This is a genomic window from Mesorhizobium sp. CA12 (assembly GCF_020165255.1).
Lineage (GTDB): Bacteria > Pseudomonadota > Alphaproteobacteria > Rhizobiales > Rhizobiaceae > Mesorhizobium.
Genome location: NZ_JAIUHT010000007.1, coordinates 15719 through 37553, shown reverse-complemented (window position 1 = coordinate 37553; position 21835 = coordinate 15719). Strand labels below are relative to the sequence as shown.

Genomic DNA, 21835 nt, shown 5'->3' with positions numbered 1-21835 from the left:
TATCAGCGGTCGCGGTCGCCGTGCAACGTGTCGGGCCCATGCGGGTCAAAGCCGGGCACGCGTAAACGGGTTCCAGCGCACTGTGCCAAGCCGCACTTCCTCGCGTACCATGGTGAGGAGGCCTGAGGCGCCGACGACTGCAAGGCCGACCAGCGTCATCGCGTCGGGATATTCCCTGAAGAACATCGCCCCGAGGATGACCGCCCAGACGATCTGCGAATAATGCGTCGGTGCGATGCGGTTTGCGGGCGCATATTTGGCCGCCAGGAGATGCAGCAATTGGCCGCCGGCGGTGAACAGGCCGCCCAGGACCAGGCAGCCCAATTGCCACAGATTGGGGAGCGTAAATGACGTCGCGACCGCGCCGACCCCGTTGAAGAGCAGCCCATAGCCGATCAGCGAGCCCAACATGGTCGTGCGCTTTTCCTGCTGGGCAAGCGAGCGCATCAGGATGACGATGGTCGCCGCGACGAAGGCATTGGCGAAGGCGGCGAGATGGCCAAGATGCAATTCGCGGAAGCCCGGCCGCACCACCAGCATGACACCGGCGAAGCCCGCGACCACGGCAAGCCACCGCCAGGGGCCGACCTCCTCCTTCAGGATGACGGTCGAAAGCACGGTGACGAGCAACGGGGCCAGGAAGAGCAGCGCGTAAACCTCCGCCAGCGGAATGGTGGTGAAGGCATAGACGCTGAGCACGCCCGACGCGATGCCGGCCCAAGCGCGCGCCTGTACGGCCCAGGGCCGCCCGGTGCGCCAGAAATCGCGCCAGCGCTCCTCCTTCGGCCGGGTGAAGAAGAGGAAACAGCCGGCAAACAAGGTCATGAAGAAGCCGATCTCGAAGACGGTGAACTGCCCGCCCAGACCCTTGATGACGGCGTCGCTGAACGAATAGTTTGCGTAAGCGAGAAGTGCGAGCAGGATTCCGTTCGGCACGATTCCATTTCCGGGAGAGAGACGTGAAGATACTGGCGCTGGGGGCACATCCCGACGATATCGAGATATTCATGTTCGGTACGCTGGCCGCCTATGCCGCGCAAGGCGCAGAACTGACTTTCGCCATAGCCACGGACGGCGCCAGGGGCGGCACGGGCGACCCCAAGGCGCTTGCCCGCTTGCGGCGCAAGGAAGCGACCACGGCGGCAGGCCTGCTCGGCGTCGAGCCGCGCTTCCTCGACTTTCCCGACGGGCAGCTCGTCGCCGATGCCGCGTTCATTGCGGCGCTGAAGGCACTGATCGGCGAGGTGAAGCCCGACCTCGCTATCACCCATGCGCCCTCCGATTATCACGGCGACCACCGCGCCTTGTCCGACGGCGTGCGGCTCGCCGCATCCTTCGCGGTGCCGGTGCTGCATGCCGATACGCTCGGCGGCACAGGCTTTTCGCCGACGCATTATGTCGAGATTTCGCATCATTGGGACATCAAGGCGAAAGCGATCCTCGCGCACCAGTCGCAGGGTCCGGACCACTATGTGCACAGGGCGCGCCTCCAGAACGAGTTTCGCGCCGGACAGTGCAACGGCGCACCCGGCGCGCTGGCCGAGGCTTTCCGCTTCGAGCCGACCTTCCCCTTCGCCGACATACGTGCGCTCCTGCCGCCGGCTCCGCCGATCCGGCCGGTGTGACGACAGGTCCGGTCCCCGCCAACGCGGCCAGCTGACGTCAGCAGGACCCAGATCCGGCGATCATTTCCCAATGATTTCAATGACGCATTTCGCCATGCTGCGGCGCAGCAACGAATTCGCTTGCGTTGTTTAGTAAAAAGCGCATCACTAAACAAATTACTAAACATCGGGCGGCGCATTCGCCCGCCGTGTTTGGGCCCTCGGAGGAGCGAGGGTTGAGGGCTCTTGAAACCGTCATCCGGACGCGTTTCGCAAATGGGAGGTAAGGCATGAAATCGACCTTGAAACTGGCGTTGGGACTGGCCTCGGCGATCTTCGCGTCGACAGCCGTCTCGAACGTCGCGCATGCGGAAGACCTGACGCTGTGCTGGGCGGCCTGGGATCCGGCCAACGCGCTCGTGGAACTGTCCAAGGACTTCACCAAGGAAACCGGCATCGGCATGAAATTCGAGTTCGTGCCATGGACCAATTACGCCGACCGCTTCCTCAACGAGCTCAACTCGCACGGCAAGCTCTGCGACCTGATCATCGGTGACAGCCAGTGGATCGGCGGCGCCGCCGAGAACGGCCACTACGTCAAGCTGAACGACTTCTTCGACAAGGAGAAGATCAGCATGGACGACTTCGTGCCGGCGACCGTGGTCGGCTATTCGGAATGGCCGAAGAACACGCCGAACTACTGGGCGCTGCCGGCCATGGGCGACGTCGTCGGCTGGACCTATCGCAAGGATTGGTTCTCGCGGCCCGAGCTGCAGAAGGAATTCAAGGAGAAGTATGGCTGGGACCTCGCCCCGCCGACCACCTTCGACCAGTTGAAGCAGATCGCCGAATTCTTCCAGAAGCGGCAGATCGACGGCAAGACCGTCTATGGCGCCTCGATCTACACCGAGCGCGGCTCCGAAGGCATCACCATGGGCGCCATGGACGTGCTCTACAGCTACGGCTTCCAATATGAGAACCCGAAGAAGCCCTACGAGATGGAGGGCTTCGTCAACTCCGAGAAATCGGTGAAGGGGCTGGAATTCTACAAGGCGCTCTATGACTGCTGCACGCCGCCCGGCGCTTCCAACAGCTACATGGGCGAGGGTGTGGACGCCTTCAAATCCGGACAGGTGGCGATGCATATGAACTTCGCCTTCACCTGGCCCGGTCTGCAGAAGGACGAGAATGTCGGCGGCGACAAGATCGGTTACTTCGTCAATCCGAAGGGTCCCGACGGCGACCAGTTCGCGCAGCTCGGCGGCCAGGGCATTTCGGTGGTCTCCTATTCCGACAAGCAGGAATCGGCGCTGAAATACATCAAGTGGTTCGCCAACAAGGACGTGCAGGGCAAATGGTGGTCGCTCGGCGGCTATTCCTGCTTGAACTCGGTGGTCAAGGACCCGAAATTCCCGTCCAGCCAGCCTTACGCGCAGGCCTTCCTCGACTCCATGGCGATCGTGAAGGACTTCTGGGCGGAACCTAGCTACGCGCCGCTGCTGCAGGCCTCGCAGAAGCGCTTCCACGACTATGTCGTGGCCGGCCAGGGCTCGGCCAAGGACGCGCTGGACGGCCTGGTCAAGGACTGGACGCAGGTCTTCCAGGACGACGGCAAGATGTAAGGCTCCTCCCGAGCCCAACCGCAGCGTCCCGTGCCGCCCTTGGCACGGGACGCAGTTCAGATAAATTCCACAGTCGAGACTTACCCGTGACCGAAGCAGGACTTACCATGCTCGATCGGACTGCGGACAACGTTGCCCGGGCCACACCGGAGCCGTTGGCCAAGAAGATCCGGGGCATCAGCGACAAGGGCCTCGCCTGGCTGTTCATCTCGCCGACGATCCTTTTGCTGTTGGCCATCAACATCTTCCCGCTGTTCTGGGCGATCTATCTCTCCTTCACCAATTTCCGCGCCAACCGGCCGAACGAGGTGGTGAAGAATCTGGGGCTCGCCAATTACCGGCGCATCCTCGGCGATCAGGACATCTGGATCGCCATGCAGACGACGGCGCATTTCGTGTTCTGGACGATCCTCTTGCAGACCGTCATCGGCTTCACGTTGGCCTGGCTGATCGACCGAAAATTCCGCGGCCACGCCTTCTGGACCACCATCATCCTGGTGCCGATGATGCTGTCGCCGGCGGTGGTCGGCAATTTCTGGCGCTTCCTCTACGAGCCGCAGATCGGGCTGTTTTCCTATGTCGTCTCATTCGTCACCGGCATTCCGCCGACGAATGTGCAGATGCTGTCCAATGTCGAGCTGGCGCCGTGGGCGATCATCATAGTCGACACCTGGATGTGGACGCCTTACGTGATGCTGATCTGCCTCGCCGGCCTGCGCTCCATCCCCGAATACATCTATGAGGCGGCCGAGGTCGACCGCGCCTCGAACTGGCGGCAGTTCTGGTCGATCACGCTGCCGATGGCGCTGCCCTTCATCATGCTGGCGGTGCTGTTCCGCGGCATCGAGAACTTCAAGATGTTCGACATGGTCAACCTGCTCACCGGCGGCGGACCCGGCTCGACCACGGAAGTCGCCTCGATCACGCTGAAGCGGCAGGCTTTCGAGAGCTGGCGCACCGGCTATTCCTCGGCCTTCGCCATCATTCTGTTCGTCGCGGTGTTCGGGCTGGCCAACATCTACGTCAAGGCGCTCAACAAGGTGAAGCAGAGATGAGCCTGACCACCGCCCATTCCGTCGTCGCGCCCTCGTCCAACGCGAAGCTGATCGCCGGCACGATCATCATAGCCTATGCGCTGATCTCGATCGTGCCGCTGCTGTGGATCTTCGCCACCAGCTTCAAGACGCCGCCGGATTCGATCGCCTATCCGCCCAAGATCGTCTTCCAGCCGAGCATCGAGGGCTATTGCAATCTGTTCACCACCCGGACCCGGCAAACGCCGGAATATATCAATTCGCTCGGACCGGCGACCGGCTTCTGCGACGAGACGGTGCGCAAGCGCAACATGGTGATCGCCGGGCCGTCGAACTTCCTGCCGCGCTTCGTCAACTCGCTGATCATCGCCTTCGGCTCGACCTTCTGCGCGGTGTTCCTAGGCACGCTCTCGGCCTATGGTTTCTCGCGCTTCAAGGTGCCTCTGGCCGACGACCTTCTGTTCTTCATCCTGTCGACGCGCTTCATGCCGCCGATCGCGGTGGCGATCCCGATCTATCTGATGTACCGCGAGCTCGGCCTCTCCGACACCGCGCTCGGCATGATCCTGCTCTACACCGCGGTCAATGTCTCGCTGGCTGTGTGGCTCTTGAAGGGCTTCATCGACGAGATCCCGCGCGAATATGAAGAGGCCGCGATGATCGACGGCTACACTAGGCTGCAGGCCTTCTGGCGCACCGTGCTGCCGCAGGCGACGACCGGCATTGCCGCGACCGCCATCTTCTGCCTGATCTTTGCCTGGAACGAATATGCGTTCGCAGCGCTGCTCACTTCCGGCACGGCGCAGACCGCGCCGCCCTTCATCCCGACCATCATCGGCGAGGGCGGCCAGGACTGGCCGGCGGTTGCCGCCGGCACGACCATCTTCCTGGTGCCGATCCTCGTCTTCACCATCCTGCTCCGCAAGCAACTCTTGCGCGGCATCACCTTCGGCGCGGTGCGCAAATGACTAGTGTGGGAATAAGTCGACCCCCACTCCGTCGAGCTTCGCTCGACACCTCTCCCCCGATCGACGGGGTAGAGGAAGGGCGCGAACTTCATTCAGCCAGGCTCCCTTCCTCTCCCTCCGGAGGGGGGAGAGGTGGCGCTGCGAAGCAGCGACGGAGTGGGGGAACCACCTGGCAACCATCTCTCCCCTTGAACGAGAAGGAAGGGAGGAACGCATGAACCGCTCTGTTGCCTCCAAGCACTCCTCTTGGGCGCGATGGGCAAGGCGCGGCCTGATGGAAAACATCGCGACCACGATCATCGCGATCGGCTTCCTGATGCTGTTCCAGCCTTTCGCGCTGTCGCTCTACACCTATTCCTTCATCACCATGCTCACTGGCACGGTGATGTTCATCATCGTCTCGAAATTCCCGGAATAAAGATGGCCGAGATCCGCGTTCAGAACCTGAGGAAGGCCTTCGGCGCATTCGTCGCCGTGCAGGATTCCAATTTCGTTGTCGAGGACGGCGAGTTCTTCGTCATGCTCGGGCCATCCGGCTGCGGCAAGACGACGACGCTTCGCATGATCGCCGGCCTTGAATTGCCGACCGGCGGCAAGATCCTGCTCGGCGGCGAGGACGTCACCATGCGCCGGGCGCGCGAGCGCGACATCGCCTTCGTCTTCCAGCTCTTCGCGCTCTACCCGCACATGAATGTGCGCAAAAATATCGGCTTCCCGCTGCTGGCGCAGGGCATGCCCTCGGCCGAAATCCGAAGCCGCGTCGAGGAGACAGCAAAGCTACTGCGCATCGACCATCTGCTCGACAAGTCCGTTTCCGGCCTTGCCGGCGGCGACCGGCAGCGCGTCGCGCTCGGCCGCGCCATCGTGCGGCGGCCGAAATGTTTTCTCATGGACGAGCCACTCGGCACCCTCGATACCGAGTTCCGCGACCTGATGGTGCATGAGCTGCGCGAGCTGCACAACCGCATCCATGCCACGACGGTCTATGTCACGCACGACCAGATGGAAGCGATGTCGATGGCCGACAAGATAGCGGTGATGAACCATGGCGTCATCGAGCAGTTCGGCACGCCGCGCGAGATTTACGACCGGCCGGCGACCATGTTCGTCGCCGATTTCATCGGCTCGCCGCCGATGAATTTCCTGAAATTCGGCGGCGGGCTCGCCAGGGGCGCGAAGGAGATCGTCGTGCAGGGCGCCAGGGTGGCGGTGCCGGAGGTGCGCGAGGATATAGCGCCTGCCGACATGGCGCTCGGCATCCGGCCTGAGCACATCCGCTTCGACGACGGCTCGAAGCTGCGCGGCGCGATCTACGGCACCGAATATCTCGGCACCACGCAGATCGTCGCTGTCGAGACGGCCGACGGCATCATCAAGGCGCGCGTGCCGGCGGGCATCCATCTCAGCCCCGGCGAACAGGTCGGGCTGACGCTGAGCAGCGCGCGGCTGTCGCTATTCGAGAAAGGCTCCGGACGAGCGGTCCGGACCGCCATGCATGATCAGGCAGCGGAGGCGCGCCATGGCTGACGTTCACATCCAGGGCGTGACCAAGAGTTTTGGCGACACCGTCGCGATCAACGATCTCGACCTCGTGATCAAGGACGGCGAATTCGTCGTGCTGCTCGGGCCGACCGGCGCCGGCAAGACGACGACGCTGAGGCTGATCGCCGGGCTGGAACGGCCGGACAGCGGCACGATCCACATCGGCGGACATGACGCGACGGCGCTGTCGCCAGCCGAACGCGACACCGCCTTCGTCTTCCAGCAATATTCGCTCTATCCGCATCTTTCGGTGTTCGACAATCTCGCCTTCCCGCTGCGCTCGCCGGCGCGGCGGTTTCCGGAAGAGGCTGTGCGGCGACGCGTCGAGGACGTGGCGCGCATGGTGCGCATCGACCACAAGCTCGACAACCGCTCGACGAAACTGTCCGGCGGCGAGATGCAGCGAGTCGCCATCGGCCGTGCCCTGGTGCGCAAGCCCGCGATCTACCTGATGGACGAGCCGCTGTCCTCGCTCGACGCCAAGCTGCGCGCCGATCTCAGGCTCGAGCTGAAGCGCATCCAGTCCGAGCTCGGCGCCACCATGCTCTATGTCACGCATGACCAGATCGAGGCGATGACCATGGCCGACCGCATCGGCATCCTCGCCGACGGCATGCTGGTGCAGATCGGCACGCCGCGCGCGATCTATTCTGAGCCGGCAAATCTTCATGTCGCGGCGCGCCTCGGACAGCCGGCTATCAACCTTCTGCCGGCCGGACTGCTGCCTGACGGCGGCGCCCCGACCGGAACGACGACGATCGGCGCGCGCACCGAGCATCTCGCGATCGAGAAGGCGATGAACGGCCGTGCCGACGGGGTCGTCGACTGGGTCGAGCATTTGGGCGACCAGAACCACCTGCATGTGACGGTTGGGCCGAAGAAGCTGGTGACGCTCACCGATCCGGACACGCCTTTAGCCAAAGGGGATAAGGTGACGATCCGCTACCTGGCGCCGCTCTATTTTGGCTCGGACGGGCAAAGATTGATGTAGCCGGCCACGCGCTTATCGCACACCGATTGACGACCGCAGATTACGGACGGGACGAAATCCATGAAGCACTTTTTCAACCGCAAGGACACAATCGTCACCGAGGCGCTGGACGGCTTCCTCGCCACAGCGGGATCGGGCGCGCTGGCCCGCCTCGACGGCTATCCCGAGATCAAGGTCGTGCTGCGCGCCGAGTGGGACAAGACGAAGGTGGCGGTGGTTTCGGGCGGCGGCGCGGGGCATGAACCCTCGCATGCCGGCTTCGTCGGCGCCGGCATGCTGACGGCGGCCGTCTCCGGCGAGATCTTCGCTTCGCCGAGCGTCGAGGCGGTGCTGGCGGCGATCCGCGCGACGACGGGACCGGCCGGCTGCCTGCTGATCGTCAAGAACTACACCGGCGACCGGCTCAATTTCGGACTGGCCGCGGAAAAGGCGCGCGCCGAGGGCCTTGCGATCGAGATGGTGATCGTCGCCGACGACATCGCGCTTCCGGACATCGCGCAGCCGCGCGGCGTTGCCGGCACGCTGTTCGTGCACAAGATCGCCGGTCATCTGTCCGAAGCCGGTCACGACCTGGCGTCGGTTGCTGCGGCGGCGCGGGCGGCGGCCAAGGACATCTTTTCGCTCGGCATCTCGCTTTCCTCCTGCTCAATCCCCGGACAGGCGCATGAGGAGCGCTTCGGCGCGAATGACGGCGAGCTCGGCCTCGGCATCCATGGCGAGCCGGGCGTCGAGCGCATCGCGCTGCAGAGCGCCAGCGCGTTCGTCGCTGTCATGGCCGAGCGCCTCGCCGCGCAGCTCGAACCCGGCAGCCGCTATGCCTTGCTGATCAACAATCTCGGCTCGGTGCCGCCGCTCGAAATGTCTTTGATCGCCAACGCCGTCTTGTCCTCGCCGCTGGCGAAGGCCGTGGCGCTGACGATCGGCCCCGGGCATCTGATGACGGCGCTCAACATGAACGGCTTCTCGCTGTCGTTGCTCAAGCTGGACGCGGAACGCGAGGCGGCACTGCTGGCGCCCGTCGGCCCGCATGCCTGGCTGCCGGCAAAACCGGTTCGTCAGCCGGTCGTTATCGCGATGGCCAAGCCCGCCACCGGCGCAGCCACGAAGCCCGCCAGCCGCGATGCGGCCGCCGAGCGGCTGATCAAAGCCGTCTGCCAAAAGCTGATCGCGCTCGAAGAGCCGCTCAACGCGCTCGACGCCAAGGCGGGCGACGGCGACACCGGCTCGACCGTGGCGATGGGCGCGCGCAGCATTCTCGAGCGCATTGACACGCTGCCGCTCGCCGACAAGGCCGCGACATTTGCCGCAATCGGCGATGCGCTGGGTGCGTCGATGGGCGGCTCCAGCGGCGTGCTGTTGTCGATCTTCTTCACCGCCGCCGCACAGACTTTGCGTTTCGGCGCAACTTTACCCAAGGCGCTGCTCGCCGGGCTAGACCGCATGACTTTCTACGGCGGCGCCAGGATCGGCGACCGCACCATGGTCGATGCGCTGGAGCCGGCACTGCGGGCGCTTGATGCAAGCGGGCTGGAAGCGGCGGCAGAAGCGGCGCGGCAAGGCGCCGAGGCAACCGAGGCGATGCAGAAGGCGAAAGCCGGCCGCTCCGCCTATATCGGCAGGCAGCTTGACACAGCGGATCCCGGCGCCTTCGCGGTCGCCGAGGTTTTCGCCGCCGTGGCGGCGCTGTTCGCCCCGGCATGAAGGACAGGAAATGGCCGCAGCCGATTTCTCCCGATTGATCGCGGCGGCCGCCGACACGATCGCGGCACATGCCGAGGAATTGACCGCGCTCGACCAGGCGATCGGCGACGGCGATCACGGGCTGAACATGAAGCGCGGCTTCGAGGCGGTGCGCACCGAGGCCGACGCCTTCGCGGCGAAACCGCTGCCCGAGGCGCTGAAGGCTGTCGGCACCAAGCTGGTAATGACCGTGGGCGGCGCCTCCGGGCCCTTGTTCGGCACGCTGTTCATGGCGCTCGGCAAGGAATTGCCGGCAGCACCCGATCGAAGCGGCTTGGCCGCGGCACTCGGCAAGGCGATCGAGGCGGTTGCCGCGCGGGGTAAATCTCAAGTTGGCCAAAAAACCATGCTCGATGTGCTGCAGCCGGTGTATGAGGCACTGACTCAAGGCAAGACGGCAAGCGAAATCGCCGACGCCGCCGACAAGGCCGCAGAGGCCACGGTGCCGATGAAGGCCTTGCGCGGGCGCGCCTCCTTCCTGGGAGAACGCTCGATCGGGCATATGGACGCCGGAGCGCGCTCGACCGCGCTTCTGGTGCGCGCAGTCGCCGAAACTGTCGAGGACATTTGATGAGCAATGTCGGTATCGTCATCGTGTCGCATTCGCCTTTGGTCGCCGAGGGCACGGCCGATATGGTGCGCCAGATGGTGGGCGACGAAGTGCCGCTTGCATGGTGCGGCGGAAACGGCCATGGCGGCCTCGGCACCAGCGTCGAGGCGATCATGGACGCGATCGACAAGGCCTGGTCGGAAGCGGGTGTCGCCATACTGGTCGATCTCGGCGGCGCCGAGACCAACTCGGAGATGGCGGTCGAGATGATCGGAGAGCCGCGCTCCCACAGAATAGTCGTCTGCAACGCGCCGATCGTCGAGGGCGCGGTGATGGCGGCAACCGAATCCTCCGGCGGCGCCTCGCTCAAGGAAGTGGTGGCGACGGCGCATGAATTGTCGCCGTCGTGAACGAACGGGAACCGACTGAATGTCCGCATCCGCCGAAGCAACGGTCCTGATAACCCACGCGGTGGGACTGCATGCGCGCCCTTCGGTGAAGTTCACCAAGCTTGCCAAGTCGTTCGCGGCCGAGGTGGAAGTGGCGGTGGCGGCAAACGGTCCGTGGTTCGACGCCAAGAGCATCGTCAAGGTGATGGCGGCCAAGGCGCCGAAAGGGACCATGCTGCATATCCGCGCCAAGGGCGATGGCGCGACCCAGGCGGTGAAAGCACTGGTCGATCTGGTGCAGCGTGACTTCGACGAGGACGCGGATCATGCCCGGTCCGCTTGAGACCGATCTGAATGTCGCCAGGCCCGCAAGGAATGCGAGCCATGCGGGTTGAGGGTATCCCCGCCTCACCCGGCTACGCCGAAGGCCCGCTGTTCGACCTCGACCAGCCTCCGGTCAGCTACAGGGCCAAGGGGAGCGCCGAGGAAGAACAAGCCGCATTGGTGAGCGCAATCGGCAAGGCCGTCGGCCGGCTGGCGGCGCTGGTCGAAACCGCCGATGGCGACGCCGCCGGCATCCTTGAATTCCACATCGCCATGCTGGAGGACGACGCGCTGAGCGGTCCGGCCTTGTCGGCGATCGGCTCAGGACAGCCGGCGGACGCCGCCTGGCGCGCGGCGCTGGACAGCGAGATCGCCGGCTATGAAACGTCGGATCAGGACTATTTCCGCGCCCGCGCCGCGGATTTGCGTGACATCCGCGACCAGGTGCTGCGGGCGTTGAGCGAGGACAGCGAGGCCGCGACACCGCCGGGCGCGATCCTTTATGGCGACGACATCGCGCCGACGCGCTTCCTCGAAACCGACTGGAGCAAGGGCGGCGGCATCGCGCTCAAGCGCGGCAGCACCGCCAGCCATGTCGCTATGCTGGCGCGCTCGCGCGGCGTGCCGATGGTTGTCGGCATCGGCGACGAGGCTGAAACGCGTACCGGTGTCGCGCTGCTCGATGCCGAACGCGGCGCGATCATTTTCTCGCCGTCGCCGGCCGAAATCGAAGCCTTCCGGCAATCCGCCTCCTCCTTCTCTGACCGGCTGGGCGCGGCGAAGACATTCCTGACTGAGCCGGCGGTGACCAAGGCCGGCACCGCCGTGCGCGTACAGGTGAACATCGCCTATCCTTCGGATGTCGACGGCATCGATATCGCCACCTGTGACGGTGTCGGCCTGATGCGGACCGAATTCCTGTTCGGCAAAACGCTGCCGGACGAGGAGACGCAATACCGTGCCTACCGCATGGTGCTGGAATGGGCCGGCGACAAGCCGGTGACCATTCGCACCGTCGATGCCGGCGGCGACAAGCCGGTGCCGGGTTTCACCATCGAGGAAACCAACCCGTTTCTCGGTCTGCGCGGCATAAGACTTTCGCTGGCGCGGCGCGATATCTTCCGCGTGCAGATCCGGGCATTGCTGCGCGCTGCCATCCACGGCAATCTGAAGGTGATGTTCCCGATGATCGCCACGCCTGAGGAGTACAGCCAAGCCGCAGCGCTGTTCGCGGAAGAGCGGACCGCGCTTGCCGCGCGGGGCGTGGCGCACCAGCTTCCGCCGCTCGGCATCATGGTCGAGGTGCCGTCCGTCGCGCTGGCGCCGGAGGATTTCGCCGATGTCGCCTTCTTCTCGATCGGCTCCAACGACCTGACGCAATATGTGATGGCGGCGGCGCGGGACAATGCGGCGGTCGCGCATCTCAGCTCCATTCGCAACCCGGCGGTGCTGCGGCTGATTGCTGCGGTCACCGCCTTCGGACGTGAGAAAGGTATTCCGGTCAGCCTATGCGGCGACGCGGGCGGCGATCCGGCAGCCATTCCGGCCCTGCTGGAGGCGGGTTTGCGCGACCTGTCGGTCGCCCCTGCGCAACTCGCCATGGCCAAGGCGGCCATCGCGGAAGTTCGGGTGTAGATGCTGCATGGCCAGGACCGAGAAGATATCGGAAACAGGCTCGGAAGAGGCGATCCGTGCCTATAAGACGATCCTGTCGCAGGTGATCGACCAGCGCCCGTCGGGGATGCGCCAGCGTCTTGCCGATGCGCTCGGCAAGCACCGCAGCTTCGTCACGCAGATATCAAGCCCGGCCTATTCGATCCCGATCCCATCAAAGCATCTGCCTTCCATCTTTTCCGTCTGCCACTTCAGCCAGGCCGAGCGCGACCAGTTCATGGCTGCCTATCACCAGGCGCATCCCGGCAAGGCGCCCGCGGCCTCAGGGCCGCGCAAGACACGCCATGTCTCGCTCATCGTGCCGGATTTCGGCGACGACAGGCAGAACGCCGCGCTCGACCGGGCGATCAACGAATTCATCCAGAAAATAACCAGCATCGCCGGCAAGGGCAGCGGCTGAGCAAGAGCAATTCCAGGAAAAGTGTCCAGCGGTTTTCCGTTCGGAATTGCGTAAACTAAGACGTCGGGAGGACTGCCATGAAGAAATTCATCAATTCGGTGGACACGGTCCTGACCGAGAGCCTCGATGGCTTCGCCGCCGCCCATGCCGATATTCTTGTGCTTGGCGACGAGCACAAATTCATCCGCCGCAGGGCGTTGAAGCCGGGCAAGGTGGCGCTGATCTCGGGCGGCGGCTCCGGCCACGAGCCGCTGCATGGGGGTTTTGTCGGCCACGGCATGCTGGACGCCGCCTGCCCCGGCCAGGTCTTCACTTCGCCCACGCCGGACCAGATGCTGGCCGCCGTCGAGGCTGTCGATACCGGCGCCGGCTGCCTGTTCATCGTCAAGAACTACGAAGGCGATGTGATGAATTTCGACATGGCTGCCGAGATGGCGGACGGCGTGCTGCAGGTGGTGACCAATGACGACGTCGCGGTCGAGAACTCGTCCTACACGACCGGACGGCGCGGCGTCGCCGGCACGCTGGTGGTGGAAAAGATCGTCGGCGCCGCCGCCGAGCAGGGCATAGCCCTGCCCGACCTCAAGGCGCTGGGCGACCGCGTCAACGCCGCGACACGCTCGATGGGCGTGGCTCTGACCAGCGGCACGGTGCCCGCCGCCGGCAAGCCAACCTTCGCGATAGGCGACGCCGAGATGGAATTCGGCGTCGGCATCCATGGCGAGCCCGGCCGGAGGCGCGACACGCTGAAGAGCGCCGACGCCATCGCCGAGGAGGTTTGCGCCGCGATTGCCGGCGACTTCGGCGATCGCGCCAAAGGGCCGGCACTGCTGTTCGTCAACGGCTTCGGCGGCACGCCGTCGATGGAGCTCTATCTCATGTACAACAGCGCCCGCAGAATGTTCGAGAGGCAGGGCGTGACGGTGGTCCGCTCGCTCGTTGGGTCCTATGTGACCTCGCTCGACATGGCGGGATGCTCGATCACGCTGACCATGCTGGACGACGAAACGTCGGCATTGTGGGACGCGCCGGTACACACAGCAGCGCTGCGCTGGGGATGTAGCCGGCTTCAGCCAAGACCGAAGCCCGAAGCCTCAAAGCGTCTTTGACGCCACGGCCACCACGCTGGAGAGTTTTCCAGCCTTGCGCAGCAACGGCGCCTCATATTTCTTTTTCGTCATTTCCAACACCCTCCGGATCAATCCACAGAATGGACGATCCGCGCGGAAAGTCAAACTCACAAGCCGGCTTTGCCGCCGCGCATTGGTTTCCAGTGTGCTTTTCTGTAAGCATGGGCTTGTTGCTATCATTCGAACGCCGTCCGGGTTGATGCTGCCTTCTCTTGCGCCTGCCGATGAAAAACTGCTGCTGACCTTCGCCGACCCAGAGGCATCGGCCGCCATTGGCGATGGCCTTGCGGCAGCAACCCTGCTGGCGCTGCTCGCCAATGCGGAGTTCCACGGCGTGCTGCCGATCATGCAGCGCAAACTCAGGGAGATCGGTGACGCCCGACTGCCGCAGGACGCAACCCTGCAGCGGAGACTGTCGGAGTTGCGCGACGAGGCCACGATGGCGACCGGCCAATCGATGCTGTTGCAGTACCATGGCGACCGCATCATGAAGGCGCTGGCGGCAAAAGGCGTGCCGGCCCGGATCGTCAAGGGACCGGTGTTCGCGCGCAAGCTGTACAGCCAGGTTGCGGACCGTCCCTTCACCGACATCGACATTCTCGTCGACCCCGTCAGCATCGAGGAGGCCAACAAGACCATCCGCGAATGCGGCTTCGAGCTCGGCAGCGACGAGGCCGCGTCGCATGAACTGCAGGAATTCAAATGGCTGGAGAAAGAGAACTCCAGCCTGCTGATCGAATTGCATGGCAATCTGGTGCACGATACCGGCATGCGCAGACGCCTGTCGCTTGGCTTTCGCGAGTTGCAAGCGATCGACGGCGGCGAAACCGACACGCCGGCCGCGCTGCTCACCATCGCCATCGTCCATGCCGCCGGCGGCCACAAGTTCCACCGCCTGCAGCTCTGCGTCGACGTGCTGCAAGGCGTGCGGGCGCTGAAATCGCCTCAAGAGGAAGCGCGGCTGCTCGATGCCGCCTGCATGACCGGCATCGAGCTCGAGCTGGCCACAGTCCTCAACGTCACCGGACGCCTGTTCGACGCGCCGCGCGCGATCGAGCTTGCCGACCGCATCAAGCCGGACCTCTCGATACGGTTGGCCAAATGGCTGATCACCGGCAACATGCTGCTTCGGGTCAATTCCCGCGAAAAGCTGCGCTCGCGCCTCAGCCGCGATGCCTTCCGCTGGGTGCAGAGGCTGGCGCGGCCGCGACCGTATCCAGTCTGAGCTCGGCATGGAGAACCCGCTCTCGGCCGTATTCATCACCGAGATTTCGTCCGTCACTGCGCCCATGCTTGCGCGCTGGGCAGATAACGGCCATCGCGTTGCTGCCGTGGTCGTGCCGGGCCCACCTGCCGGCAAGCGCTTCAGCTTCAGTGCCCTGCGCCGCCGCCTGCGGCGACGGTTTGCGTTGAGGTCTCATCTCGGCCACGCCATGCCCCCATTGATCGAATTCAGCTCGCCCCATGACTGGGATGCGCTTGGGCCGCGGCTCAGCGCGGCCCGCGCCGATCTTTTGATCTGTTTCGGATACAGCAAACTGATCCCGCAAACCGTGCTGGAGCTGTTTCCGAAGGGCGGCCTCAACCTGCATCCGGCGCTTCTGCCGCACTATCGTGGCCCGCATCCAATGCACCGGCTAATTATCGACCAGATGCATGAAGCCCATGGCGGCGTGACCTTGCACAAGATGACATCCGGCTTCGATGCGGGCGATATCCTGGCGCAGGTTAGCTTTGCAGCAGAGGATTGGCGTTCGGCCGCAACGGTGAACCAGGCCCTGGCCAACGCAATGGCTGTGCTCGCGACGGATGTTGCGCCTGAATTTTGCAGGGGCAGGCTTGCCGGAATGCCCCAGCCGGATGGGGCCTATGTCTGGGCGCGCATCGATCGCGGCCCGTTTATCGTCGGCAAACAATTTTCAAGCGAGCATGTCGCGCGGCTATGCCGGATCGTCGGGTCGAGTGTTCCGGTCAGTGTCCTGATCAATGGCAGACCGGTCCGGCTCGCTCAGCCGATCCGCCGCCTGGGACCACCCAGCGGGGAAGCCGCGAAATGCCGACGGGGACTTGTGGAATTCGACTGCGCCGACGCGCGCGTCGTGCATCTGGTCTACAACAAGCTGTCCCGGCTGTTCTTGCGTTGGCAGTCAAAACCCCGCCACCGCGGTCGAGAGCAGCCATCCTTCGACATCCGGCGTTTCGGCGCGAAGGACTGAGCACGCGTCAACTTGGCAGCGCAGCCTGGATCAACTCCGCCGCCTCGGCCGGACTTGCCCCGACTTCCAGCGTGAAGGTCGGCACCGCCTTCACCAGCGCCGCGATCGTCGCCATACGCCTTTTTTGCAGCGACAGCAGGCCGGTCATGCCGGTCCTTACATTGTCGGTTGCCAAAGCCACCATGGCGTCTGTCCTGGCCATCGGCAGCAGCCGGGTCTCGGCGTCTGCCGAGCGTGCAAGGTGCAGGAGCGCTGTGACGGGCCTGGCGCGCACATCCTCGACACGGATGATGTCGCCGAGGCGGTCCAGCGAAACGGATTGCTCGCCCTCGGCGTCCCACTTCTCGCCCAGGCAGGGTGCGACGAAGGGCAGCATCGCCGCCGTGTTGCGGTGGACCTTCACCTTGCGCGGCATGCCCCAGGCCGTGATGCCCTGCGGGCTTGCGTTGAGGATCATCACGTCGTCCGAGCAGAGGCCGAAGCCCCGCGAGGCAAGCGCGAGCGATGTGGTGGACTTGCCCGTGCCGCTTGGCGCGTGGATGAGGACCAGGCCGTCCTTTCCAGGCAAGGTGAGACCCGCAGTGTGCAGCATATGCTGGCCGTCCGCATCGAGTGCTGCATCCAGCACCATCATCAGCAAAGTCCACTTGATCTTGCTGTCGGGATGAAGACGGATTTCGGCCCGGCCCCCGCCGTCGTGGATCGATAGCGTCTGCTGGCCCGGAAAGACGAGATGGAAGACGCTTCCGGCGTCGATCATGCGGCAATGGCCGTCCAGCGGCACGTCGCCGTCGAAAGCCAGCTTTCCTTCGGGGTTCTCGTGCAACTCAAGCGTTTCGACGATGTCGACGCGAAAACCGGGCTGGACAGGCTCGTTCATACGCAGGGCGCCGAGCATCAGGTCGAAGCTCGGCCACAGATCGGCACGCGCGGCGGTGATGCCTATGACCTGGCCGTTGAGATCATAGCGGAAAGTCTGCTCGCTCAAGCGGCTGGCGCCTTCATGCTGGCCGGGTGGCGGTAGATCTCCACCATGCCGGGCTGGCTGTCGCTGACCACCGGCTTGCCGTCGAGGCAGACCCAGCAATGCGCCGACAGGCGAGGCTCGTGCATCGACCTGGCGTCGACGCCGAAACGCAGCTCTGGATTAAGACCGGCCATGCGCAGAAAGCGGAAGCCGAGCAGACCTTCGCGAAGGCATCTGCGGTCGCGCATCAGCCAGGGGCGTCGCACCGTCCGCTTGACGCGATGGACGATGTAGGTCCAGGGCAAGTCCCGATAGGGTGCGGGCGACTGCAGCGGCGCCAGTTTCAACACGCTTTCGAAATCGCGCCGGCCGACCAGCACCGGCATCAGCCGGGCGCTGAGCCACAAATGGACGCGGAACAGGGCGCGCAGGACCGGTCCGTCGGCCATCACGCGTCCGGGTCAGCGAGGATGCCTTCAGCCACCAGCTCGGCGGCCAATTCGGCCATATCCTGATCGAGCGTTGCCTTGTCGACCTCGAATTCCTCCGACAGCAGATCGACGATCTGGTCGAGCTTGCGCGCGCCGTTCACCTTGTCGAGAAAAGCCTCGGTCGTGTCGTTGCAGGTGTAAAGCTGGCCGCTGCGCGCCAAAAGCACGACCGCGCCATCGCCGACATGCTGCACGGACGCATCGTCCGCCATGCGCAGCACCGTTTCAGAGCCGATTTCAGCCATGCGCCCTCCAGTCCAGCAAGAATGCCGCAGAGCAAGTAGCGCGACAAGGCAGTGCTGTCCATTGCCGCATGGTGCCGTCAGGAGTTGGCAGCCTGTGCGGATGCATCGGACAGCTTGTGGCAATCCGGCAACAATCCTGACCAAATGGCGACAAAAAGGTGTTCTTTCGATGACCAAAAAGCGATGGCTATGGTATTCGACGTTGGCATTCTTCGGATTTGGGGGCATCTATGAAAAGGCTCCTCCTTTCTTCAACTTTCCTGGTGGGGTTTGCTCACACTTCGTTTGCTGCCGACGTCTTCGCGCCGCAAGACACTGCCGTCTATAATTGGTCGGGTATTTATGTCGGCGCTGATGCCGGTTATGGCTGGGGCAATTCCACCCAAGATTTCGACGGCATCGACTACAACGTACCGCTCGATCCGAAGGGCTGGCTCGGCGGCTTATATGCCGGCTACAACTATCAGCTTTCGAACGGCGTCGTTCTGGGCGTCGAAGGCGACTTCAATTTTTCGGATATCGACTCGAAGGGCGTTCGCGGTATCAGTGCTGGTGTGGACGATCCAACCTTCAGTTATGGATCCGACCTCAAGTGGACTGGCTCGCTACGCGGGCGGCTTGGCTATGCAGCAGGCCAATTCCTGCCTTTTGTGACAGGCGGGCTGGCCGTCGGCCGCTACGAGAACTTCCAAACAGCCGCAGGAGTTCCCTACTCTCATACCAATACCTTCACCGGCTGGACCTTAGGCGCCGGTGTGGACTATGCGATGACCGAGCATATAGTGTTGCGGGTCGAGTATCGTTACACAGACTTCGGCGATAAGCACATCGTCGACCCAGTCTGGACGGACTGGAATGTTGATCTATCCACTAACGACGTTCGGATCGGCATCGCCTACAAGTTCTGAGGGTCCACAACATGTGACGCCACTTATTGCTGCGTATTTCGCAATCAAAAAAGGGAAGCCTGCTGGGCTCAGCCAAGCTGGCTTTTGTCTTTTGACGGAATCGACGGAGTGCGACTTCAGCGTCTCTATGGCCGCAAAACGACAATCATCGAATGTTGTCTAGCTGACCAAAAGCGGGGATTGCATTTCTTTCCTAAATAAGCTGTGAAGTCGCCGGGGTTTTTTGGGGAGATAGTGCCATGCGTTACAATTGGGATCGGGCTCCGACGGCTTTCGAGCGTCATCGCAAGGCATTGGCGGCCGCCATTCTGATCGCCGGCGGCGTCGGGCTGATGCTGGCGGCACTGCCGCTCTAAGCCGGCTTTCAATCCGCGACCGGCAGAACGGCGCTCCAAGCGAAACGCCGCTGGGGAACTTTGACGAGCAACGTCGATCAAAATGCAGGGAGACATGGCCGCGAGAAGCGGCTTAGGCTATGGCCAGACGACGGAATGTTCCTGGGGAGGAAAGTCGATGGCCTCACGCTACCGCGAAGTCTATGAGAGCTGGAAACGCGACCCCATAGGGTTCTGGGCCGAGGCGGCGAAGGCGATCGACTGGTATAGGCCGGCCGAAAAGGTCTTCGATCCGGAAGCCGGCGTTTATGGACGCTGGTTCACCGGCGCCACCTGCAACACCTGCTTCAACGCCATCGACCGCCATGTCGCCGGTGGCCGCGCCGACCAGTTGGCGCTGATCCATGACAGCGCGATCACCGGCACGGTGCGGAAATTCACCTATGCGGAGCTAAAGCGCGAGGTGGTCGCGTTGGCGTCGGTGCTGAGGCATCGCGGCATCGGCAAGGGCGACCGCGTCATCATCTATATGCCGATGGTGGCGGAAGCCGCTATCGCCATGCTTGCCTGCGCGAGACTCGGCGCCGTGCATTCGGTGGTATTCGGCGGCTTCGCCTCGCATGAGCTCGCCACCCGCATCGACGACGCCAAGCCGAAGCTGATCATCACCGCCTCCTGCGGCCTGGAGCCAGGCCGCGTCGTCGCCTACAAGCCGCTGCTCGACAAGGCCATCGAGATGTCGAAGCACAAGCCGGACGCCTGCCTCATCCTGCAGCGCGAGCAGCTGCGCTGCGAGATGCACGACAATTACGACTTCGACTATGCCGATGCGGTTGCGCGCGAACGCGCCGCCGGCGCCAATGTCGACTGCGTGCCGGTTTTAGCCACCGACCCGCTCTACATCATCTACACCTCCGGGACGACCGGGCAGCCGAAGGGCATCGTGCGCGACAATGGCGGCCACATGGTCGCGCTGAAATGGACCATGGACAACGAGTTCGGCGTCAAGCCGGGCGAGGTGTTCTGGGCGGCTTCCGATGTCGGCTGGGTGGTCGGCCATTCCTATATCGTCTACGGACCGCTTCTGCATGGCTGCACCAGCGTGCTGTTCGAAGGCAAGCCGATCGGCACGCCGGACGCCGGCACCTACTGGCGGGTGATCTCTGCGCATGGCGTGGTGGCGCTGTTCACCGCGCCGACCGCGTTCCGCGCCATCAAGGGGCAGGATCCCAGGGGCGAGTTCGTGCCGAAATACGACCTGTCGAAGTTCCGCACTTTGTTCCTTGCCGGCGAGCGCGCCGATCCCGAAACGATCAAATGGGCGGAGCAGAAGCTCGACCGTCCCGTCATCGACCATTGGTGGCAGACCGAGACCGGCTCGCCGATGACGATCAATCCGGCGGGGCTCGGGCTGTTACCGGTGAAATACGGCTCGCCCGGGGTGCCGATGCCTGGCTACGACATTCGCATCCTCGACGATGCCGGCCACGAGGTGGCGCGCGGCACGCTCGGCAATGTCGTGGTCAAGCTGCCGCTGCCCGCCGGCTGCCTGCCGACGCTGTGGAACGCCGACGCCCGTTTCCGCCAGGCTTACCTCGAGGAGTTCCCCGGCTACTACAAGACGGCTGACGCCGGCATGATGGACGAGGACGGCTACCTCTATGTGATGGCCCGAACCGACGACATCATCAACGTCGCCGGCCACCGGCTCTCGACCGGCGCCATGGAAGAGGTGCTGGCGGCTCATCCCGATGTCGCCGAATGCGCGGTCATCGGCATTGCCGATGCCATGAAGGGCCAGGTGCCGCTCGGCTTCGTCGTGCTCAATGCCGGCGTGTCGCGCGATAGCGGCGCGATCGAAAGTGAGGTTGTCGGGCTGGTGCGCGAGCGGATCGGCCCGGTTGCGGCCTTCAAGACCGTGGTGACGATCAAGCGGCTGCCCAAGACCCGCTCCGGCAAGATCCTGCGCGGCACGATGCAGAAGATCGCCGACAAGGAGGAATGGACCATGCCGGCGACGATCGACGATCCGGCGATCCTGGACGAGATCACGGCGGCGCTGAAGGGACGCGGCATCGGGGTGTAGTCGCCGGCAGACGACCGCGTTAAGGATCAATTTACCAATTTGTACCGCACTGCAATCGCTTATTGTGCAGCGCAGCAATAATCTTTAAAGTTTGCGTGGGGGGCCATACCGGAGGCACGGCATGGCCCAGCACAAGACGACATTCGGCGGTGTCGACATACTGCGATTGCCGGCCGCCGTCATGGTGATGTTCTATCACTATCTGGCGGCTGTCGCGCTGATGGCATTGTCGCTGCGCCTCGACCTTTCCTGGCCCGGCTGGCGGCCGATCGGGCCGATGACCTATCCGCTCTATCTCATCCATGATCTCGTCGGCGCGGCGGTGCTCGGCGCCCTGATGCGCGCCGACGTGCCGTATCTTGCAGCGATCGCCGCCGTCGGCGCGGCCATGATCGCGGTAAGCTGGCTGATCGCGACCGAGGCCGAGCCGCGCATCCGGCTGCTCTTGGACCACACGCTGTTTCGCTATCGGTTGAACCCCGCCTGACGACGCGACTGCCGATCGCGCGCCGGTGTGGAATTGTTTGCATTCGGCATGATATCGAGGCGCAGATCAGTGCAAGTAGCCGAGCCTCAATCCGTGAATCTTTTCCAACGATCGAGACGCCCTCGACCCGCG

23 protein-coding genes are annotated in these 21835 nt (G+C 63.9%); 19 read left to right on the top strand and 4 right to left on the bottom strand.

Going from position 1 to position 21835, the window contains the following annotated elements; translation table 11 throughout:
• Positions 1–45: 45 nt before the first annotated feature.
• A complete protein-coding gene (locus LB520_RS13550; protein WP_224637830.1) occupies positions 46–936 on the bottom strand; it encodes a DMT family transporter in 891 nt (296 codons plus the stop codon).
• 23 nt (positions 937–959) lie between these two features.
• On the opposite strand from LB520_RS13550, the gene LB520_RS13545 reads away from it, so the two are divergent.
• From LB520_RS13545 to LB520_RS13470, 16 genes are all read left to right on the top strand, one after another.
• On the top strand, positions 960–1625 hold the full coding sequence (locus LB520_RS13545) for a PIG-L deacetylase family protein (RefSeq protein WP_224637829.1): 666 nt from the start codon (positions 960–962) through the stop codon (positions 1623–1625).
• Between the two features lie 269 nt (positions 1626–1894).
• Positions 1895–3226, top strand: a complete 1332-nt coding sequence (locus LB520_RS13540) for an ABC transporter substrate-binding protein (protein WP_224603848.1) — start codon at positions 1895–1897, stop codon at positions 3224–3226.
• Positions 3227–3333: 107 nt separating this feature from the next.
• Positions 3334–4281, top strand: a complete 948-nt coding sequence (locus LB520_RS13535) for a carbohydrate ABC transporter permease (protein ID WP_140846721.1) — start codon at positions 3334–3336, stop codon at positions 4279–4281.
• Positions 4278–5228, top strand: coding sequence for a carbohydrate ABC transporter permease (locus LB520_RS13530; protein ID WP_041001244.1), 951 nt, complete (start codon positions 4278–4280; stop codon positions 5226–5228). Before LB520_RS13535 ends, LB520_RS13530 begins: the two co-directional genes overlap by 4 nt.
• A 214-nt stretch (positions 5229–5442) precedes the next feature.
• On the top strand, positions 5443–5646 hold the full coding sequence (locus LB520_RS13525) for a hypothetical protein (RefSeq protein ID WP_224637828.1): 204 nt from the start codon (positions 5443–5445) through the stop codon (positions 5644–5646).
• A gap of 2 nt (positions 5647–5648) precedes the next feature.
• Entirely contained in the window at positions 5649–6755 is a 1107-nt protein-coding gene (locus LB520_RS13520) for an ABC transporter ATP-binding protein (RefSeq protein WP_224603855.1), read from the top strand.
• Complete coding sequence (locus tag LB520_RS13515) at positions 6748–7761, top strand: ABC transporter ATP-binding protein (protein ID WP_224637827.1); 1014 nt, start codon at positions 6748–6750, stop codon at positions 7759–7761. Before LB520_RS13520 ends, LB520_RS13515 begins: the two co-directional genes overlap by 8 nt.
• Positions 7762–7821: 60 nt before the next feature.
• Entirely contained in the window at positions 7822–9462 is a 1641-nt protein-coding gene (locus tag LB520_RS13510) for a dihydroxyacetone kinase subunit DhaK (protein WP_224637826.1), read from the top strand.
• A 10-nt stretch (positions 9463–9472) separates the two neighbouring features.
• Positions 9473–10072: a dihydroxyacetone kinase subunit DhaL gene (gene dhaL, locus LB520_RS13505; RefSeq protein WP_224637825.1), complete on the top strand. Its 600-nt coding sequence runs from the start codon at positions 9473–9475 to the stop codon at positions 10070–10072.
• On the top strand, positions 10072–10461 hold the full coding sequence (gene dhaM, locus LB520_RS13500; RefSeq protein WP_140650393.1) for a dihydroxyacetone kinase phosphoryl donor subunit DhaM: 390 nt from the start codon (positions 10072–10074) through the stop codon (positions 10459–10461). Before dhaL ends, dhaM begins: the two co-directional genes overlap by 1 nt.
• A gap of 19 nt (positions 10462–10480) precedes the next feature.
• The gene (locus LB520_RS13495; protein ID WP_095766133.1) at positions 10481–10783 is read left to right on the top strand and encodes an HPr family phosphocarrier protein; all 303 of its coding nucleotides are present in this window, start codon (positions 10481–10483) and stop codon (positions 10781–10783) included.
• A 41-nt stretch (positions 10784–10824) separates the two neighbouring features.
• On the top strand, positions 10825–12399 hold the full coding sequence (ptsP, locus tag LB520_RS13490; RefSeq protein ID WP_224637824.1) for a phosphoenolpyruvate--protein phosphotransferase: 1575 nt from the start codon (positions 10825–10827) through the stop codon (positions 12397–12399).
• 7 nt (positions 12400–12406) lie between these two features.
• Positions 12407–12838: a hypothetical protein gene (locus LB520_RS13485; RefSeq protein ID WP_224527053.1), complete on the top strand. Its 432-nt coding sequence runs from the start codon at positions 12407–12409 to the stop codon at positions 12836–12838.
• 77 nt (positions 12839–12915) lie between these two features.
• Positions 12916–13947, top strand: coding sequence for a dihydroxyacetone kinase subunit DhaK (gene dhaK, locus LB520_RS13480; RefSeq protein ID WP_224637823.1), 1032 nt, complete (start codon positions 12916–12918; stop codon positions 13945–13947).
• Positions 13948–14167: 220 nt separating this feature from the next.
• A complete protein-coding gene (locus LB520_RS13475) occupies positions 14168–15193 on the top strand; it encodes a nucleotidyltransferase family protein (protein WP_224637822.1) in 1026 nt (341 codons plus the stop codon).
• A gap of 7 nt (positions 15194–15200) precedes the next feature.
• Positions 15201–16184: a formyltransferase family protein gene (locus tag LB520_RS13470; protein ID WP_224637821.1), complete on the top strand. Its 984-nt coding sequence runs from the start codon at positions 15201–15203 to the stop codon at positions 16182–16184.
• A gap of 7 nt (positions 16185–16191) precedes the next feature.
• Here LB520_RS13470 and LB520_RS13465 read toward each other — a convergent pair whose 3' ends face one another.
• From LB520_RS13465 to LB520_RS13455, 3 genes are read right to left on the bottom strand one after another with little or no spacing between them, the layout of a single operon-like run.
• Complete coding sequence (locus LB520_RS13465; RefSeq protein WP_224637820.1) at positions 16192–17172, bottom strand: serine kinase; 981 nt, start codon at positions 17170–17172, stop codon at positions 16192–16194.
• On the bottom strand, positions 17169–17600 hold the full coding sequence (locus LB520_RS13460; protein WP_095766140.1) for a lasso peptide biosynthesis B2 protein: 432 nt from the start codon (positions 17598–17600) through the stop codon (positions 17169–17171). Before LB520_RS13460 ends, LB520_RS13465 begins: the two co-directional genes overlap by 4 nt.
• Positions 17600–17887 (bottom strand): PqqD family protein, encoded by a 288-nt coding sequence (locus LB520_RS13455; protein ID WP_095766141.1) that lies wholly within the window; start codon positions 17885–17887, stop codon positions 17600–17602. The genes LB520_RS13460 and LB520_RS13455 overlap by 1 nt, the downstream gene beginning before the upstream one ends.
• Positions 17888–18117: 230 nt before the next feature.
• Here LB520_RS13455 and LB520_RS13450 point away from each other — a divergent pair, with 230 nt between their 5' ends.
• From LB520_RS13450 to LB520_RS13440, 3 genes are all read left to right on the top strand, one after another.
• Positions 18118–18795 carry an outer membrane protein gene (locus LB520_RS13450; protein ID WP_224637819.1) on the top strand — a complete coding sequence of 226 codons (678 nt, stop codon included), beginning with the start codon at positions 18118–18120 and terminating at the stop codon, positions 18793–18795.
• Between the two features lie 513 nt (positions 18796–19308).
• A complete protein-coding gene (locus tag LB520_RS13445) occupies positions 19309–21216 on the top strand; it encodes a propionyl-CoA synthetase (RefSeq protein ID WP_224628924.1) in 1908 nt (635 codons plus the stop codon).
• A gap of 121 nt (positions 21217–21337) precedes the next feature.
• Positions 21338–21703 (top strand): hypothetical protein, encoded by a 366-nt coding sequence (locus LB520_RS13440; RefSeq protein ID WP_224628925.1) that lies wholly within the window; start codon positions 21338–21340, stop codon positions 21701–21703.
• The last annotated feature ends 132 nt before the right edge of the window (positions 21704–21835 follow it).